Origin of the sequence: Mycobacterium sp. NBC_00419 (assembly GCF_036023875.1) — a bacterium.
Classification (GTDB): Bacteria; Actinomycetota; Actinomycetes; order Mycobacteriales; family Mycobacteriaceae; genus Mycobacterium.
The window spans coordinates 5,210,805-5,228,400 of sequence record NZ_CP107931.1; the positions used below are offsets into that span (position 1 = coordinate 5,210,805).

Annotated in this window: 18 protein-coding genes; 7 read left to right on the top strand and 11 right to left on the bottom strand. The window is 67.2% G+C overall.

Annotated features, from left to right (window positions below; genetic code table 11):
• The first annotated feature begins 11 nt into the window (after positions 1–11).
• Positions 12–1,298: a serine hydrolase domain-containing protein gene (locus OG976_RS24930; RefSeq protein ID WP_328355139.1), complete on the top strand. Its 1,287-nt coding sequence runs from the start codon at positions 12–14 to the stop codon at positions 1,296–1,298.
• 6 nt (positions 1,299–1,304) lie between these two features.
• On the opposite strand, the gene OG976_RS24935 is transcribed toward OG976_RS24930, so the two are convergent.
• Positions 1,305–2,936, bottom strand: a complete 1,632-nt coding sequence (locus OG976_RS24935) for a biotin carboxylase (protein WP_442930384.1) — start codon at positions 2,934–2,936, stop codon at positions 1,305–1,307.
• Between OG976_RS24935 and OG976_RS24940 the strand changes: the two genes are divergently transcribed.
• On the top strand, positions 2,878–4,788 hold the full coding sequence (locus tag OG976_RS24940) for a primary-amine oxidase (RefSeq protein ID WP_442930385.1): 1,911 nt from the start codon (positions 2,878–2,880) through the stop codon (positions 4,786–4,788). The two genes, OG976_RS24935 and OG976_RS24940, sit on opposite strands and share 59 nt — an antisense overlap.
• Positions 4,789–4,811: 23 nt before the next feature.
• The gene (locus OG976_RS24945; RefSeq protein ID WP_328355145.1) at positions 4,812–5,690 is read left to right on the top strand and encodes a 3-keto-5-aminohexanoate cleavage protein; all 879 of its coding nucleotides are present in this window, start codon (positions 4,812–4,814) and stop codon (positions 5,688–5,690) included.
• An 8-nt stretch (positions 5,691–5,698) separates the two neighbouring features.
• Here the strand turns inward: OG976_RS24945 and OG976_RS24950 are convergent, their stop codons facing one another.
• Both OG976_RS24950 and OG976_RS24955 read right to left on the bottom strand, forming a co-directional pair.
• Positions 5,699–6,709 (bottom strand): peptidylprolyl isomerase, encoded by a 1,011-nt coding sequence (locus tag OG976_RS24950; RefSeq protein ID WP_328355148.1) that lies wholly within the window; start codon positions 6,707–6,709, stop codon positions 5,699–5,701.
• A gap of 6 nt (positions 6,710–6,715) precedes the next feature.
• Positions 6,716–7,615, bottom strand: coding sequence for a peptidylprolyl isomerase (locus OG976_RS24955; RefSeq protein WP_328355151.1), 900 nt, complete (start codon positions 7,613–7,615; stop codon positions 6,716–6,718).
• 114 nt (positions 7,616–7,729) lie between these two features.
• On the opposite strand from OG976_RS24955, the gene OG976_RS24960 reads away from it, so the two are divergent.
• The 3 genes from OG976_RS24960 (at position 7,730) to OG976_RS24970 (ending at position 10,197) form a co-directional block, all read left to right on the top strand.
• Positions 7,730–8,383: an MBL fold metallo-hydrolase gene (locus OG976_RS24960; protein ID WP_328355154.1), complete on the top strand. Its 654-nt coding sequence runs from the start codon at positions 7,730–7,732 to the stop codon at positions 8,381–8,383.
• Positions 8,380–9,639: a histidine--tRNA ligase gene (hisS, locus tag OG976_RS24965; protein WP_328355157.1), complete on the top strand. Its 1,260-nt coding sequence runs from the start codon at positions 8,380–8,382 to the stop codon at positions 9,637–9,639. Before OG976_RS24960 ends, hisS begins: the two co-directional genes overlap by 4 nt.
• A 99-nt stretch (positions 9,640–9,738) precedes the next feature.
• A complete protein-coding gene (locus tag OG976_RS24970; protein WP_328355160.1) occupies positions 9,739–10,197 on the top strand; it encodes a hypothetical protein in 459 nt (152 codons plus the stop codon).
• A 3-nt stretch (positions 10,198–10,200) separates the two neighbouring features.
• Here OG976_RS24970 and OG976_RS24975 read toward each other — a convergent pair whose 3' ends face one another.
• The 7 genes from OG976_RS24975 to urtA are packed head-to-tail and all read right to left on the bottom strand — an operon-like array spanning position 10,201 to position 16,610.
• The gene (locus tag OG976_RS24975; protein ID WP_328355163.1) at positions 10,201–11,226 is read right to left on the bottom strand and encodes a DUF2330 domain-containing protein; all 1,026 of its coding nucleotides are present in this window, start codon (positions 11,224–11,226) and stop codon (positions 10,201–10,203) included.
• Between the two features lie 14 nt (positions 11,227–11,240).
• A complete protein-coding gene (locus OG976_RS24980; RefSeq protein ID WP_328355166.1) occupies positions 11,241–11,792 on the bottom strand; it encodes a hypothetical protein in 552 nt (183 codons plus the stop codon).
• A 37-nt stretch (positions 11,793–11,829) separates the two neighbouring features.
• Entirely contained in the window at positions 11,830–12,522 is a 693-nt protein-coding gene (gene urtE, locus OG976_RS24985; protein ID WP_328355169.1) for an urea ABC transporter ATP-binding subunit UrtE, read from the bottom strand.
• The gene (urtD, locus tag OG976_RS24990; protein ID WP_328355172.1) at positions 12,522–13,325 is read right to left on the bottom strand and encodes an urea ABC transporter ATP-binding protein UrtD; all 804 of its coding nucleotides are present in this window, start codon (positions 13,323–13,325) and stop codon (positions 12,522–12,524) included. Before urtD ends, urtE begins: the two co-directional genes overlap by 1 nt.
• On the bottom strand, positions 13,322–14,431 hold the full coding sequence (gene urtC, locus OG976_RS24995) for an urea ABC transporter permease subunit UrtC (protein ID WP_328355174.1): 1,110 nt from the start codon (positions 14,429–14,431) through the stop codon (positions 13,322–13,324). Before urtC ends, urtD begins: the two co-directional genes overlap by 4 nt.
• On the bottom strand, positions 14,428–15,312 hold the full coding sequence (gene urtB / locus OG976_RS25000) for an urea ABC transporter permease subunit UrtB (RefSeq protein ID WP_328355176.1): 885 nt from the start codon (positions 15,310–15,312) through the stop codon (positions 14,428–14,430). The genes urtC and urtB overlap by 4 nt, the downstream gene beginning before the upstream one ends.
• Positions 15,313–15,347: 35 nt before the next feature.
• Positions 15,348–16,610, bottom strand: coding sequence for an urea ABC transporter substrate-binding protein (gene urtA, locus OG976_RS25005; protein ID WP_328355179.1), 1,263 nt, complete (start codon positions 16,608–16,610; stop codon positions 15,348–15,350).
• Between the two features lie 205 nt (positions 16,611–16,815).
• Here urtA and OG976_RS25010 point away from each other — a divergent pair, with 205 nt between their 5' ends.
• Positions 16,816–17,253: a hypothetical protein gene (locus OG976_RS25010; protein ID WP_442930386.1), complete on the top strand. Its 438-nt coding sequence runs from the start codon at positions 16,816–16,818 to the stop codon at positions 17,251–17,253.
• On the opposite strand, the gene OG976_RS25015 is transcribed toward OG976_RS25010, so the two are convergent.
• A complete protein-coding gene (locus OG976_RS25015) occupies positions 17,250–17,591 on the bottom strand; it encodes a gamma-glutamylcyclotransferase family protein (protein WP_328355182.1) in 342 nt (113 codons plus the stop codon). The genes OG976_RS25010 and OG976_RS25015 overlap by 4 nt on opposite strands.
• Between the last annotated feature and the right edge of the window lie 5 nt (positions 17,592–17,596).

Here is a 17,596-nt window from a genome sequence, read left to right on the forward strand (position 1 = left end):
GGTCTTCTTCCATGGTGGATGCGCCACTGATGTCCGGTTTTCCCCCGGCTGAGCCCACGCAGGTGACGCTGGCGAACTGGCAGGACCCCCCGTTCAACCGCTGGGCTTTCCAGCACCTGCGTGAGGTCATTCCCACGCACCGCGTCGCCCGCGGCTGGGGTCCGGTGCGCCGGCTGGACTATCACCAGCATCCGCTGGTTCCCGAGGCCGTCAGCGTGCACCGCATCGAGGGCGCCACCTCGACGCTGGCCGACGTGCTCGCCGACACCTGGACCGACGCGGTGGTGATCGTGCACGACGGCCGCATCGTGCTGGAGAACTACTTCGGCCCCATGGCCGCCGACACCCCGCACCTGCTGATGTCGGTGACGAAGTCCTTCGTCGGCTGTGTGACCGGAATCCTGGCCGCCGACGGACACCTGGACCCCGACGCGCCGGTCACCAGCTACGTGCCGGAGGTCGCCGGCTCGGGCTACGACGGGGCCACCGTGCGCAACCTGCTCGACATGCGCAGCGGCGTGCAGTTCCGCGAGGAGTACACCGACCCCGACGCCGAGGTCCGGGTGATGGAGCGCTACATGGGCTGGCGGCCGTGGGCCAACGGTGACGAGGTGCGCGGGATGTACGCCTACCTGAGCACCCTGGCCACCGCGTCGGCGCACGGCGGGCCGTTCGTCTACCGGTCGGCCGATACCGACATGCTGGGCTGGGTGTGCGAGCGCGTGGCCGGCGTGCGGATGGCCGACCTGATCTCACAGCTGATCTGGCAGCCGCTCGGTGCCGAGTTCGACGCCGAAATAACCTGTGATGCAGTCGGTTCGGCGATCCACGACGGCGGGATGTCGGCCCGGGCACGCGATCTGGCCCGCTTCGGGCAGATGGTGCTCGACGAGGGTTTGGTCGACGGTGTGCCCGTGGTGCCCAAGGGTTGGCTGACCCAGGCACGCACCATCGACCCCGATATCAGGTCGGCGTTCGCGTCCTCGGATTCCGAGCCGTTCCTCACCGGCGGCTGGTACCGCAACCAGTTCTGGTTCATGCCGGGCGTGCTGGGCGATCTTCAGCTGTGCCTGGGCATCCACGGCCAGATGGTTCTGGTGGACCGGGCGACACGCACGGTGTCGGTGAAGCTGTCCACCTGGCCGGCCGCCCAGAACCCGGTGTACCTGCTCGACACGGTGCGGGCTTTCGTCGCCGCCGGCCAGCACGCCGCCGGCCTGCCGAGTGCGGGGCGGCACCGGGCCAACCTCAGCGGGCCGATCGGTGTGGTCGAGGGCCGCGAACGCGGCCACGGCTGACCAAAGCTACTTGACGTAGCCGATCGGAATCACCGTCGGCGGCTCCACCAGCGGCTCGCTCTGGTACATCGAGCGGATCCCGTCGATATAGCTGCGGCAGCGCGCGGTCAGGCCGTCATTGGTCTGCATGCGGCCCTTGGTCACCAGAATGCCCAGATCGGCACCCTTGAAGCGGTAGTCGCCCGGCCCGTAGACCCGCATGTAGAAGCACTCGTCCTCGTGGGTGACGTCGTGCCAGTCGTTGGTCACCGCGACGAAGTGCAGCGACCCGTCCTCGGCCAGCCGGTAGCGGCCGGTGCGGGGGGCGGCCAGGATTCGTTCGACCGAGTCCTCGGGCTCTTTCATGATCAGTTGCGCCCACACGTCCACGGCGGCCAGTTCGCGCCAGCGCTCGTTGATCTCGTCGACGTCCACGGTGTAGTCGACGTCCATGAACTCCAGCAGGTGGAACAGGAACAGCGGGATGTCGGAGTAGGCGCCTGCGGTGACGTTGGTGATCGACGAGGCGCCGGAGATCCGCGGATTGAGCTCACCGAGGTAGACGTCGTCGCTGTCGAGGTCGACCAGCACGTCGACTTCGAAGAAGCCCTTGTAGCCCTCCTTGCGCAGCCGGTCGCCCAGGCGCTGCACGTGCCGGATGGCCGTGGCGCGGTGAGCTTCCGAAAGTGCTTCGGGGAAAAGGTCATTGCCGCACCAGCCGCCGCGGTAGGGGGTCAGCTCGGGGTAGCCGGTGAGGTCGGTCATGAACGGGCCGACCACGGTGCCGTGCCGGGTGTTGACGGCTTCGACCGCCACGGCATGGTTGTTGATCCGCTTCATGATCTTGAGGTCCTGGCCGACGATGTCCTCGCTGTCGCGGTCCCACTCGGCTTCGCCTGCGATGAAGAACGTCGTCTTGCCCGAGTCGCCGTAGGGTGTTTGCACCACCAGGTCAGAACCCAGGCCCGCGTTGGCGGCCAGCTCGGTGAGTTCGGCGTAGCTGCTCGCCCGGTCCAGCACGTTGGGAACCGACGGGGCGCCGGCCTCTTCGCCGAGTTTGGTCGTGACGATCTTGGAGTCCAGGTGGCGGCGCAGCGAGTCCGGCGGAAGGATCAGGTCGTAGTCCAGTTCGGCGCAGATCTGCTCGGTTTCCTCGTCGAAGAACACCATCGCGACCATCGGGCGCAACCGGCGCGGGGCGCAGCGTGACTCGATGAACCGTTGCACCTCGGCGTCGCGCAGCAGGTAGTTGTTGATCTCCTCGCTGCTGTTGAACTCGACGTAGGGCTTGGTGGTCGGGGCGAACACCCTCGGATGGGCGCCATCCCAGGAGTCGTAGTACACGATGTACTCGAATCCTCTTACCCAGCGGTCGATTCCGAGCAGATTGAAAGCGGTGGGACCGATGAAGAAAATCGGTTGCTCGTTGGTCCGGAAGAAGGTCCGGATCTCCGAGATCCCCGTCAAACCGCGGGATCCGAAGACTTTTGATATCAAGCTCTGTCGTTCGCTCACATCTGCCTCGCGGCGAATTGTGTCATGACGGGGACAAAGATGACGGCCAAACGGTTGACTAGGGCTCTCGAACAAGGAGGCACCGATGGCGCAGCATCCACTTGAGCCGCTCAGCGCGGAGGAGTTCCGGCAGACGGCCGACATCCTGCGACGCGAGGGCCACGTCGACGACCGCTTCCGGTTCACCTCCATCGAACTGAAGGAACCGCTCAAAGCCGAGGTGAAGGCATGGCGGCCCGGCGAACCGATCGCCAGGACGTCGTTCTCGGTGCTGCTGGACCGCACCGAGAACAAAACCTACGAGGCGACGGTGGATCTCACCGGCGACACGGTCCTGTCCTTCGAACACATCCCCGGCGTGATGCCCAACTTCACCGTCGACGAGTTCCACGACGTCGACGAGGCGATGCGCAAGCACCCCGAGGTGATCGCCGCGCTGGCCGAGCGTGGCTTCACCGACATGAGTCTGATCCTGATCGACGTGTGGACCTACGGCAAAGCGCTGATGCCCGAACAGCACAAGCACCGCCGGCTGGGCTGGTGTGACCTGTGGGCGCGGGCTACACCCGAGGGCAACCCGTACGGCCATCCCGTCTCGGGGATGAAGCTGGTGGTGGACATGAACACGCTGGAGCTGCTGGAGATCGAGCAGAACCACGACTTCGGCCATCCCGAGGTGGACTGCGAGTACGTGCCGTCGGTGCGGGGCATCCCGTCGCGCGACGACCTCAAGCCGCTGCACATCACCCAGCCGGAAGGCACCTCCTTCACGCTGGAGGGCACCGAACTGCGCTGGCAGGACTGGAGTATCCGGCTGGGCTTCAACTACCGCGAGGGCCCGGTGCTCTACCAGGTTTCCTTCGACGACAACGGCACCCGCCGCGAGGTGGCCTACCGCATGTCGCTGGCCGAGATGGTGGTGCCCTACCGGGACCCCAGTTTCGACCACTACCGGCGGACGGCCTACGACATCGGGGAGTGGGGCCTGGGCTTCATGACCACCTCGCTGGAACTGGGATGTGACTGCCTCGGCGAGATCGTCTACGTCGACGCCGTGCTGCCCGACACCAAGGGCCAGCCCTACACCGTCAAGAACGCGATCTGCCTGCACGAGGAGGACAACGCCGTCCTGTGGAAGCATGTCGACCACAAGACCGGGGCCGAGGTGCGCCGACAGCGCCGGATGGTGATCTCGTGTCATGCCACGGTCGCCAACTACGAGTACCTGGTCTATTGGCGCTTCTACCAGGACGGCAACATCGAGTGCGAGATCCGCGCCACCGGCATCATGGTGACCACGCCGTTCCCCGAGGGGCAGGAGCCGCCGCCGTACGGCACCGTCGTCGACACCAACACCTACGCCCCGTTCCACCAGCACTTCCTGATCGCCCGCCTCGACCTGGACGTCGACGGCGACCAGAACACCGTCATGGAGGTCGACTCGGTGGCCCCGCCGGTCTCACCGGAGAACCCGTACGGGCTTGCCCTGGTGACCCGTTCGACGCCGATCCGCTCCGAAGCCGAGGCCGCCCGTGATTTCGACTGGGCCACCCAGCGGTCGTGGAAAGTGGTGAACACCAACAAAACCAACCGCCACGGCACCCCGGTGTCCTACAAGCTCGTGCCCACCGCCAGCTTCCCGGTCATGATGGATCCCGCGACGCCGCAATACCTTCGGGCTCCGGTCATCGGGCACACCCTGTGGGTGACGGCGAACAGTCCCGACGAGCGCTGGCCCGCCGGACAGTACCCCACCCAGTCGGAGGGCTGCGCCGGGATGAGTGAGTGGGTCAAAGACGATGCGCCACTTGAGAACACCGATGTGGTGCTGTGGTATGTCTTCGGCATCAACCACATCACCCGGATGGAGGAGTGGCCGATCATGTCGGTCGACACGGTGTCGTTCTGGCTCAAGCCATCGGGCTTCTTCGACCAGAATCCCTCGATCGACGCCCCGCCGACCGCCAAGGGTCAGGCCGGCTCTTGCCACAGCTGACATCGGGTAGAAGAGGAGCGCACATGGAACCGGTCATCATCGAATGTGCCATCAACGGCGTCACCACGAAGAAGACCAACCCGCATGTGCCCGTCGAGCCACCCGAGATCGTCGCGGACGCGCTGGCCTGCATGCGGGCCGGCGCCTCGATCATCCACAACCACATCGACCGGATCGGGATCGGCGTGGACGAGGCCGCCGACCGCTACGACGAGGCGTGGCAGCCGATCCTCGCGCAGCGTCCGGATGCGTTGCTGTACCCGACAATTCACCTCGACGAGACGTTCTCGCCGTCCTATGAGCACCTCGTCCCGCTGGCTGCCCGCGGTATGCGACTGGGGGTGACCGATCCCGGGTCAGTCAACCTCGGCTACACCAACGCCGAGGGACTGCCGGCCGGATCGATGATCTACCGCAACTCCTTCGACACCGTCGCCCACGCCTTCGAGATCTGCCACACCACGAACCTCGGTCCGAGCCTGGCGATCTACGAGCCCGGGTTCCTGCGCGCCGCGCTGGCCTGGTGGCGGGCCGGCCGGCTGCCCAGGGGTGCCATGATCAAGCTCTACTTCTCCACCGAACGCGGATATATGGGGGCGCCGTTCGGCCTGCCGCCCACCGAGCGGGCGTTCGGGGCCTACATGGAAATGCTTGAGGGATGCGATATTCCGTGGGCGGTCTCGGTGGTCGGCGGTGACCTGTGCGCCAACCGCGTCGCCACGCTCGCCCTCGAGCGCGGCGGGCACCTGCACGTCGGGCTGGAGTTCTACGGTGGCGAACGCACCCCGACCAACGTCGAACTGACCACCGAGGCCGTCGAATTGTGCGCGCAGGCCGGCCGTCCGGTGGCCACCCCCGATCAGGCCGCGACCATCCTCGGCCTACCCGCGCGGGTCGACTAGCGCCGCGATCAGTCCAGCCGGACCGAGCTGACGACCACCTTGTTCTTCGGCCGGCCGTCCTCGGGGTCGCCGGTGATGCCCTCGCCGGCGATCGCGTCCACCGTCGCCAGCCCGGTCTCGTCGACCCGGCCGAACACCGTATAGGTGGGCGGCAGCAGCGAATCCCGATAGACGATGAAGAACTGGCTGCCATTGGAATCCGGCCCGGCATTGGCCATCGCCAGTGTGCCGCGCGGATATTCGATGGCCTGCTGCAGAGCCGGGTCGAACGGGCGGTACTGGTTGGTCGGGTACTCGTTGGCGAAGCGGTAGCCGGGCCCGCCCTGGCCCGTGCCGGTCGGGTCGCCGCACTGCAGCACTGCCAGCGCCGCCGACGCGGTCAGCCGATGGCACGGGGTGTCGTCGAAGTAGCCCTGCTGGGCCAGGCTGACGAAGCTGTTGACGGTGCACGGCGCCTTGGCGTTGTCCAGGATCAGTCCGATGGCGCCCGCGGTGGTGGTCATCGTCGCGTCCACGGTGGCCGGAACGGTGGGCACCTTGCCGGGCCGCGGCGGTTTGGCCGCCTTGTCGGCCGGGGTGACCGTGGCGGGGTAGGTGCAGTTGGCGCCGAGGCCGACCGGCGGCTTGAACGGGGGAAGCTGGTCGCCGCCGGGGCCGGGAGCACTGCGCGGGATGCCCGCACCGCCGTTGCGCGCAGCCTCCTCGCGCAGCACGGTGGCCATCCACCCGAACAGCGCGACGCCGGCGATCACCGCCACGATCGTCAGCACCGTCACCAGGTAGCTGATCACCAGCCCGGCGATCGCCAGGCCGCGGCCTTCCTCGCCGGTCCGCTTGATCTGGGACAGCGAGATGTGGCCGAACACGATGCCCAGCGGAGCGAAGACGAACGCGCAGATCAGCGACGCGATCGCCATCCCGTTGGTGGTCGGCGGCGGCGGGTACGGGTAGGGCCCGGGACCGTAGGGCGGCGGTGCGCCCGGCGGTGGTGGCGAAGGGTAGTACGGCGGTTGTGTCATCCCTGCCTAGTCGAGCAGTACCGACTTGATCTGGACGTCGGTCTTCGGCTTGCCGTCCGGGCCGCCGTCGGCCACCCCGGCGGCCGCGATCTTGTCCAGCGTCGCCAGGCCGGTCGCGTCGATCGTGCCGAACACGGTGTAGTTCGGCGGCAGCTGCGAATCCTTGTAGACCAGGAAGAACTGGCTGCCGTTGGTGTTCGGGCCGGCATTGGCCATCGCCAGCGATCCGCGCGGGTAGAGCACCGGCTTCTGCAACGCCGGGTCATCTTTGGCGTACTGATTGGTCGGGTACTCGTTGGCGAACTCGTAGCCCGGCCCGCCCGAGCCGCTGCCGGTCGGGTCACCGCACTGCAGCACGGCCAGCGACGGCGAGGTGGTCAGGCGGTGGCAGGGGGTGTCGTTGAAGAACCCCTTCTGGGCCAGGCTGACGAAGCTGTTGACGGTGCACGTCGCCTCGCCGTTGTTCAGCACCAGGCCGATGTTGCCCTGGTTGGTGGCCATGCTGACGCTGATGGTGGCCGGGTCGGTGGGCACCTTGCCGGTCTTGGGCGCCTCGACCGGCTTGCTGGCCGGTCCGGCAGACGGGTACTGGCAGTTGGCACCGAGGTCGGCGGGCGCCTTGAAGGCGGGAAGCTGATCGGCGCCGCCACGGACCAGCGGGGTCGCCCCGGCCGGCGCAGCTGCCGGGCTGGAGGGCGCCGACGATGCAGCGGTGCTGGTGTCGTCGTCCTTCTTGTCCTTGTCGGTCAGGACGAAGGTCACGACCAACGCCACCGCCGCGGCGACCGCCACGATTCCGCCGACGATGGCCAGCAGCCGGCGTCGCTTGGCCTGTTGTTCCCGGCGCTCCAGCTGCCGCTCGAGTTTGCGCTTGGCCGTTTCGCGTCGCTGTTTGTTGGTGGGCACCGCGGTGAGCCTCCGTCGTGCAGTCAGTCGGGTTGAGTCGGCAACGAGTGTGCCAGCTGATCCTGAGGTGAGGGGCCGCGACCCACACGAACAGCGGATGGGAGACTGGATGGCGTGTTGCTCACCGGGTTCCCGGCCGGCATGTTGGCGTGTAACTGCTACGTGCTGGCCCCGCGCAAGGGGTCGGACGCCATCGTCGTCGACCCCGGTCAGCGCGCGATGGGGACGTTGCGGCGCATCCTCGACGAGAACCGGCTCACCCCGGCAGCGGTGTTGTTGACCCACGGCCACATCGACCACATCTGGTCGGCGCAGAAGGTGGCCGACACCTACGGCTGCCCGGCGTTCATCCATCCCGAGGACCGGCATATGCTGGCCGACCCCATCAGGGGTCTCGGTCCCCGGCTGGGCCAGCTGGCGCTCGGGGCGCTGTTCCGTGAACCCAAGCAGGTGGTCGAACTCGACCGCGACGGCGCCGTGCTGGACTTCGGTGGCCTCGCCGTCACCGTCGACCACACACCCGGGCATACCCGAGGGTCGGTGGTGTTCCGGGTGGAGAATCACCTCTTCACCGGTGACACCCTGTTCAAACAGTCGGTCGGCCGCACCGACCTGCCCGGCGGCAGCGGCAACGCGCTGCTGACCTCCATCGTCGACAAACTGCTGGTGCTCGACGATGACACCCTGGTGTTCCCCGGCCATGGCGAATCGAGCACCATCGGTCTCGAGCGCCGCACCAACCCGTTCCTCGAAGGTCTGACTCTGTGAGCGAATTCCAGGCACCCAAGGGTGTCCCCGATTACCTGCCGCCCGAGTCGGCCGAGTTCGTCGCTGTCCGCGACGGCCTGCTGACCGCGGCCCGCCGCGCCGGCTACGGCGATATCGAGCTGCCGATCTTTGAGGACACCGCCCTGTTCGCCCGCGGGGTGGGCGAGTCCACCGACGTGGTGTCCAAGGAGATGTACACCTTCGCCGACCGCGGCGAACGGTCGGTGACGCTGCGCCCGGAGGGCACCGCCGGCGTCATGCGCGCGGTGATCGAGCACGGCCTGGACCGCGGCGCGCTGCCGGTCAAGCTCTGCTACGCCGGGCCGTTCTTCCGCTACGAACGCCCGCAGGCCGGCCGCTACCGCCAGCTGCAGCAGGTCGGTATCGAGGCGATCGGGGTCGACGACCCGGCTCTGGACGCCGAGGTGATCGCGATCGCCGACGCCGGCTTCCGCTCGCTCGGCCTGGACGGCTTCCGGCTCGAGATCACCTCGCTGGGTGACGACACCTGCCGCCCGCAGTATCGCGAGCTGCTGCAGGAGTTCCTGTTCAAGCTGGATCTCGACGAGGACACCCGCCGGCGCGCCGAGATCAACCCGCTGCGGGTGCTCGATGACAAGCGCCCGCACATGAAGGAGATGACGGCCGGCGCGCCGGTCATGCTGGACCACCTCTCCGATGTCGCCAAAGCGCACTTCGAGACGGTGCTAGCCCACCTCGACGCGCTCGGGGTGCCGTATGTGATCAACCCGCGGATGGTGCGCGGGCTGGACTACTACACCAAGACCACCTTCGAATTCGTGCACGACGGTCTGGGTGCGCAGTCCGGGATCGGTGGCGGCGGCCGCTATGACGGGCTGATGCGTCAGCTCGGTGGCCAGGACCTGTCGGGGATCGGCTTCGGGCTGGGTGTCGACCGCACCGTGCTGGCGCTGCGGGCCGAAGGTAAGACGGTGGGCAACACCAGCCGCTGCGAGGTGTTCGGGGTGCCGCTGGGGGAGCAGGCCAAGCTGGCGCTGGCGACGATCGCGGCCAGGCTGCGGGCCTCGGGTGTGCGGGTCGATCTGGCCTACGGCGACCGCGGCATCAAGGGTGCGATGCGTGCGGCCGACCGTTCGGGTGCCCGCTTCGCGCTGGTCGCGGGGGACCGGGACATCGAGGCAGGCACCGTCGGCATCAAGGACCTGTCCAACGGCGAACAGGTCGACGTGGCGGTCGACGCGGTGATCGCCGAGGTTCTCGCAAGGCTGACCTAGTCGCTGCGCGCGGCGCGACTTACCGAATTCTCACGAGATTCTTGGCTGTACACAGGTGTTTACGGGAACTGCGCCCGGTCGGTGGTGCGTTTGCTGGATATGACCATCGAGTTCGGTGCTGAACTTATCGAGCGTTACCTGCGCACCCGGCAGGTGCGGTACTTCCGGGGCCACCACGACGACGAGTTCTTCTTCCTCGTCAACGCCTACCACGGCAGGCTGCACGTGCACCTCGAACCGTGCGGCCCCGACCGGCGCATGGTGAAGATCAGCATCACCGCCGAGCGTTACTACCCGGCCGCCGCGCGCGCCACGGTGGCGGCGTTGGCGGCGCAGTGGAATCGCTGCGATCCGCCGGCAACGGCCGTGGTGTTCGCATCGTCGGATCCTCGACTGGTCGGGGTGGCCGCCCAACGCCGCTACAACGGTTCGGTGGACACGGATTTCGGCGCCGTCGTCGACGACACCATCCAGTCGGCGATCGACTTGTTCGGCCGGTTGAAGGCGTCGGTCAGTGCCGCACCCGGCGGCACGACGCATCTGCTCGACGCGGGCTGAGCCTCACCGCGCCGAGCGCCGGTGACGCAGGATCAACCCGGCGCCGACGGCCGCAGCCAGCACAGCGACGAGCACCGAGGCACCCACAGCCCACAACAGGGCAGTGTCGTCCTCGGCATCGCCGTGCCGGATCACCCGTTGGTAGGGCTCGTCGGTGGGCGCCGGGCCGAACGTGAAGTCGGTGGCGATCGCGGCGGGGTCGGTGATTGTCGTCGAGATCTTCGTCAGATACGGGTTGGTGGCACTCAACTCGGTCAGCGTCTGGTCGCTGGTGCGCCCCTGCACCGGGCCTGCAAAGTCCACCGTGACCGCCTGTCCGGCGGCGTCGGCGTCGGTGCGCTGCATCCGGTGGCGGGCCAACGTGTAGACCGTGACGTGCTGAGTGTCCTTGGCGGCGGCCGACATTCGCATCGGGTACACCAGCTCATCGGAGTCGAAGTCCAGCCGCACCGGATCCAGCTGGCCGTTGAGCGGCTTCTCGCCGGTGAGCCGCATCGCCACGAACGACCAGCCCTCGCGCAGATACGGGTCGAGCTGCGCGGTCACCTCCTGGCGCATGGAGTAGCCGTGCTTGTCGAGCCAGCTGCGCACGCCAGTCAGGTCGCCGCCGGACAGTGTGGTGGCCTCCAACGGCCCGAGCTGCACCTGCGCCACGACGGTCGGCGCGCCCCCAGGCGCCGCACCGGCCTCATCGAGATCGGTCCGGGTGTTGCGGCCGGGTTCCACCTTCGGGGCGCTCAGCCGCGCCAGTTCGCTGAACAGATCGGGGCCGGCAGTACCGGCCACCGCCGGGGTCGGGGTCGGCACGATCAGCCCGGCGTTGTCGGCAATGGACGTCACGTCCAGCGACATCACGATGGTCTCGTTGCCGCCATCGAGAGCGACCAGGGCCTGCTCGCCGGTGACTCTGGCATCCACATCGGGACTCACGATGCCGCCGCAGGCACACGCCCCGGCGGGCCCGCCCGGCCCAACGACCAGCATTCCGGCAGCCAGCAGGCCCGCCGCGGTCAGCCGCACCCAGCGCATCACGACATGATGCCTCAGCTCGGCGGGCCGTGGACCGCGGTTGTGAGCACCGAATCCAGATCGCCGAGCCCGCCGGTGAACGGATTGCCACGCACCAGGGTGTAGGTCGCCTCCGGTGTCTGAGCGACCAGCTTGGGTGAACTCGAACCCAGCTGCATGCGGCGGTGGAAACTGACTGCCGCCAGCGGAGCCAGTGGCCGCCCGTCGGCGTCGAGATAGACCCGGGCGGCTCGGTCGAACACCGCGACGGGGCGGTAACGGCTCACCGGAATCGAGCGGCTGCCCCGGATGCGGCGCACGATCGCCACGGTGACCGCCGCGGCGACGATCCCGACGACCAGAAGGGCAGCACACAACGACGTCGGCAGACCGGCACCGTGGCCGGCCGCGACAGCCGCGAGGGCGACCGCACCGAAGCCGCCGCACACCACGGCGAGTACACCGGATACGAACGCCAGGATCGCCGATGGGCCGTTGCCGCGGTCGATGACCAGAACCCGCGGGCCGTCCTCGGCGATCACCACACCGCCGACCTCGCGGAGAATGCTCGGTTCGTGCGGGCCCATGGCGGTGGAGTCTGCCACCGCGGCGGGTGGGCCGTCCCTAGATCGCCATCGCGGCGCGCACGTCGGCCTCCGACGCCGAGCCGCCCGCACCGCTGGACGTCACCCGGCCGGACTCCAGGATGTAGTACTGCTGAGCGGATTCCAGCGCGAAGCCGATGTGCTGCTCGACCAACAGGACACCGAGATCGCCCCGGCTCGTCAGGGCGGTGATGGCGGCCTCGATCTCGGCGACCACCGAGGGCTGGATGCCTTCGGTGGGCTCGTCGAGAATCAGGATCTTCGGTGTGGTGATCAGTGCGCGGGCGATCGCCAGCTGCTGGCGCTGGCCACCGGAGAGCAGCCCGGCGCGCCGGCCCAGCAGTTCCTTGAGCGCGGGGAACAGGTCGAGCTGTTCGTCGACGAGCTGCTTACCGTTCTTGCGACCGTCCGCGACCACCTGCAGGTTCTCGGCGGTGGTCAACTGGCCGAAGGACTGCTGACCCTGCGGCACGTAGGCCAGGCCGCGGGCCACCCGCGCGCTGGGACGCAGTTTGGTGACGTCCTCCCCGTCGAGCAGCACCTTGCCCGCCGAGCACTTGAGCAGACCCACCGCGGCACGCAGCAGGGTGGTCTTCCCCGCGCCGTTGTGGCCCATGACCGCGGCCACCCCGTCCGAGGGCACCTCGACGCTGACGCCGTGAATGACCTGCGACCGCCCGTAGCCGGTACGAACATCGATGAGTTCCAGCATTATTCGTCGGCCTCCAAATCGGAGGTCCCGGCCGCGGCGGTGCCGAGGTAGACCTCCTGCACCTTCGGGTTGGCTTGGACCTCGGCCACCGTGCCTTCGGCGATGACCTGCCCGCGGGCCAGCACCGTCACCGAGGTGGCGAACGCACGCATGAAGTCCATGTCGTGCTCGACGACCACCACCGTGCGGGTGGAGCCGATGCGGCGCAACAGGTTTCCGGTCTCTTCGCGTTCCTCACCGCTCATTCCGGCAACCGGCTCGTCGAGCAGCAGGACGTCGGCGTTCTGTACCAGCAGCATGCCGATCTCCAGCCACTGCTTCTGGCCGTGCGCCAGCACGCCGGCCGGCTGGTCGGCCAGGTCGGTCAGGCCGATGGTCTCGAGGGCCTCCTCGATCGCCGGCAGGACTGCGCCACGCCTGCGCAACAACGTCCACCACGATCGACCCGCCCCGGCGGCGATATCGAGGTTCTGCAGCACGGTCAGTTGCTCGAAGACGCTGGCGGTCTGGAAGGTTCGGCCCACCCCGAGCCTGGCGATCTGGTGGACCTTCTTGCCGAGCAGGTCGGCGCCGGACTTGTTCACCGATCCGCTGGCCGGTACCAGTCCGGTGATCGCGTCGATGACGGTGGTCTTGCCCGCGCCGTTGGGTCCGATCAGGAACCGCAGATCGCCCTGGAACAGCGTGAGGTCGACCCCGCTGACCGCCTTGAAGCCGTCGAAATCAACTGTCAGATCGCGAACTTCGAGGTATTCGCTGCCCATGCCGACATTGCCGCCGGCCATCGGTTCGGCGAGGGTCATGATGCGGCCCCGACTTTCTCGGCCTCGTCGAGCGGATCCGGGTCGGGCGCTGCGGGCGGCTCCGCCTTGCGCCGTCGCCTGCGCAGAAGCGTCCCGATTCCGGCCAGCCCGGCCGGGAAGAACCCGACGACGACGATGAACAGCAGACCCTGGGCGTAGGTCCAGCCCGACGGAAACCGTTCGGAGAACGCGGTTTGCGCCCATGCGACCCCGACCGCGCCGAGGATCGGGCCCAGCAGTGTGGTCCGGCCGCCGATGGCCACCCCGATCAGGAACGCGATCGAGGGCACCACCCCGACCTGCGCCGGGGTGATGAAGCCAATGATCGGTGCGAACAGCGCACCGGCGATGCTGGCGAACAGCGCGGCCAGGGTGTAGGCCACCACCTTGATGTTGGCGGGGTCGTATCCCAGGAACCGGACCCGCTCCTCGCCGTCGCGCACCGCGACCAGCAGTTCGCCGTAGCGGCTGTGCATCAGCTGGCGTACCACCGCGACCACCACCAGCAGGGTGCCCGCCGCGATGAAGTACAGCATCTGCCGGTTCAGCGGGTCGGACAGCTTGAACCCGAAGAAGGTGCGAAAACCGTTGAGCCCGTTGCTACCACCGAGCGTGGACTGCCCAACGAGCAGGATGGCCAGCGCGGCGGCCAGGGCCTGGGACAGGATCGCGAAATACGCACCCTTGACCCGGCGCTTGAACACGCCGAGCCCCAGCAGGGCGGCGATCGCGGTGGGGATCACCACGATGGCGAACAACGTGAACGCCGCCGAGGAGAACGGCTCCCAATAGGCCGGCAGCGCAGGGATTCCCGCGATCTGCATGAAGTCGGGCACGGCCTGCTTGCGGACCTCGGCGTCGGCGATCTTGAGGTGCATACCCATCATGTAGGCGCCCAGGCCGAAGAACACGCCTTGGCCGAGGGTGAGCATGCCGCCGCGGCCCCAGGCCAGCCCGATGCCGGCGGCCACGATGGCAAAGCACAGGTACTGACCCAGCAGGCCGAGTCGGAAGCTGCTGAGCACCGCGGGTGCCAGGCCGAACAGCACGGCAGCGGCGACGGCGAAACCCGCCCAGGTCTGCCAGCGTCCGATGACGCTTCTCATACGAGACTCCTCGTCCGGACCGTGAACAAGCCCTGCGGGCGGACCTGCAGGAAGATCACGATGATCACGAACACGATCACCTTGGCCAGCGACGCGGTGGTGCTGTACTCGATGAACGAGTTCAGCAGGCCCAGGGCGAACGCCGCGATGACGGTGCCCTTGATCTGTCCGAGTCCGCCGACCACGACCACCAGGAATGCGTCGATCAGATAGCTCTGCCCGATGGTCGAACTGGTGGATCCGATCAGGGTCAGCGCCACACCGGCGACGCTGGCCAGACCGGACCCGATGAAGAACGTGGTGATGTCGGTCTTGCGACTCGAGATGCCGCTGGTTTCGGCCAGGTCGCGGTTTTGCACCACCGCGCGGATTCGCCGGCCCAGTGGGCTGGTCTTCATCAGCAGCGTCAGGGCCACCACGGCGACGATGGCCAGCAGCAGGATGAAGATGCGGGTCTTGGGCACTACGGCGCCCAGGATCTCCACACCGCCGGATAGCCACGACGGTGCGGTCACGTTCACCGCCGGAGCGCCGAAGATGCTGCGGGCGGCCTGCTGCAGGATCAGCCCGACGCCGAAGGTCACCAGCAGCGTGTCCAGCGGACGGTCATACATCCGCTGGATCAGCGTGACTTCCAGCAGCACTCCGAGTAGACCCCCGATCACGAACCCGACGACGAGCGAAACGATTAGGGAGGCACCGGCATTCGAGATGACCTTCTGCACCACGTAAGCGGTGTAGCAGCCGACCATGATGAATTCGCCGTGCGCCATGTTGATGACGCCCATCTGACCGAAGGTCAGTGAGAGTCCGAGTGCAGCCAGCAACAGGATCGAGCCGAGGCTCAATCCCGTTGCCAGCTGTCCGACAAGGACATCCATACCGTGTTAGTTCCCCGTCGCTCTCTCGCTCCTGTCTAGCCCGACAGACCCTTGGCCCACGGGTAGGACTTCAAGTACGGGTCCGGCGTGATCGGGCCGGGGGAGGACCAGATGGTGTAGATCAGGCCGTCGGGCTTGATCTCACCGATGCGTGCGGTCTTGGTGATGTGGTGGTTCTCGCCGTCGATGGTGACCAGACCCTCGGGGGCGTCGAAGGTTACACCGCCCGCGTTGTCCTGGATTGCTTTGACGTCGAAGGACTTTGCCTTCTCGACGGTGTTCTTCCACAGGTAGACCGACACGTAGGCAGCCTCCATCGGGTCCGAGGTGACCCGGTTCTCGCCGTACTTGGCTTTGAACGCCGCGACGAAGGCCTTGTTCACCGGGTTGTCGAGGGTCTGGTAGTAGTTCCAGGCCGTCAACTGGCCCTCGATGTTCTGCGCACCGATGCCCTGGACCTCTTCCTCAGCGATCGAGACCGAGACCACCGGCATCTTCTGCGCGGTCAGGCCGGCGTTGGTGTACTCCTTGAAGAACGCGACGTTGGAGTCGCCGTTGAGGGTGTTGAACACCGCTCCGGCGTTGGACGCGCGGACCTTGTTGACGATCGTCGAGAAGTCGGTGGAGCCCAGCGGGGTGTAGTCCTCGCCCTTGATCTCGATGCCGTTGGCCGCGGCGTAGGCCTTGATGATGCGGTTGGCGGTCTGCGGGAACACGTAGTCACTGCCCACCAGGTAGAGGGACTTGACGCCCTTCTCCTTGAGGTAGTCCAGTGCCGGCACGATCTGCTGGTTGGTGGTGGCGCCGGTGTAGAAGATGTTCTTGGAGGACTCCAGGCCCTCGTACTGCACCGGGTAGTAGAGCAGCGAATTGTTGCTCTCGAAGACCGGCAGCATGGCCTTGCGGCTCGAGGAGGTCCAGCCGCCGAACACCGCGGCCACGCAGTCGTCCTTGATCAGCTTTTCGGCCTTCTGGGCGAAAACGGCCGGGTCGGAGGCGCCGTCCTCGCCGACGATCGTGATCTGCTTGCCCAGGACACCGCCCCTGGCGTTGATCTCGTCGACGGCGAGTTTGATGGAGTCCCGCACGGTGACCTCGGAGATCGCCATCGTTCCCGACAGCGAGTTCAACGAGCCCACTTTGATGCTGGAACCTGAGGTGTCCACGCACGATTCCGACTTTGCTGAATCGGTCTCACTGGCCTTGCTTCCGCAGCCGGACAACACCAGGCTCGCCGCGCAAACAATACTTCCCGCGGCCAGTGCCGATCGGTTCACTACGGAACGTCGAAGGTGCATGGATGCCCTTTCCTATTGTGAGTGACAAGCATTGGGTCCCGGCAGCAACGAAGCCGACGGGACCCACAGCGATGTAGACACCGGACGTTAGAGCGCAGAAGTTTCTGTGAAATGTCTGTATGTGACGAACGCATTAACGTGCTAGCTACTTCGCTGGGCCGATGCGGGCGGCGCATCGCGTAACGGCCTCGGTACGGTGGCCGATATGGCCGATATGCGAAAAGTGACAGCAAGGGTTGGTGCGGCGCTGGTATTGGCGGCTGCCGGTGTTGCCGGCACTGGAGCGGTCGCTGCCGCCGATCCGGCGGCCGGGCACCAGGTGACCTACACGCTCGCCACCGGCGGCACCTACGACTTCACCATCACCTATCTGACCGCGCAGCCGCCGAGCAAGGATGCGTTCAACGCCAACTCCGACGCGTTCATGAAGCGCGAGACCATCAGCGTGTCCCCGGATGCGCCGTGGGTCTTCACCACCACGCTCGCGGATCCGCAGTGGGCGTTCCTGCAGGTCGGGAGCACCACCCATGGCGGCCAGGCCGCGCCGAACGCGCACTGTGAGGTGTCCGTTGACGGCCAGGTGGCTGTCGCGCAGGACGCTGCGTACAGCCCGCAGTGCTACCTGTCGCGCTGGACGTCCTAACCGGCGAAAACGTAGACCCACGCGGTGCGGCCCGATCTCAGCGGAACTGCAACGCGGGCATAGTCGTCGACCTCGTAGTCGTCGGCGGCGGCCAGTTCGGCTGGCGTGATCGCGAAGACGGTGCCCTCCACGGCGGCGTCGTCGCCGGCGGGTTTCAGGATCGGATGGCGGTCGCTGCCGCTGGTGGCGATGACGTGCGGATCGGTGATCGTCACATGGTCCAGCTCGTAGCCGGCGATGGCGTCGAGCTCACCGTCGAGTTCGCGGCCGAAGGTGGCCAGCTGAACGTCGCGCTGGCGCAGCGTCCCGTAGGAGAAGAGCAGTTCGGTCTGCGGCATGACGG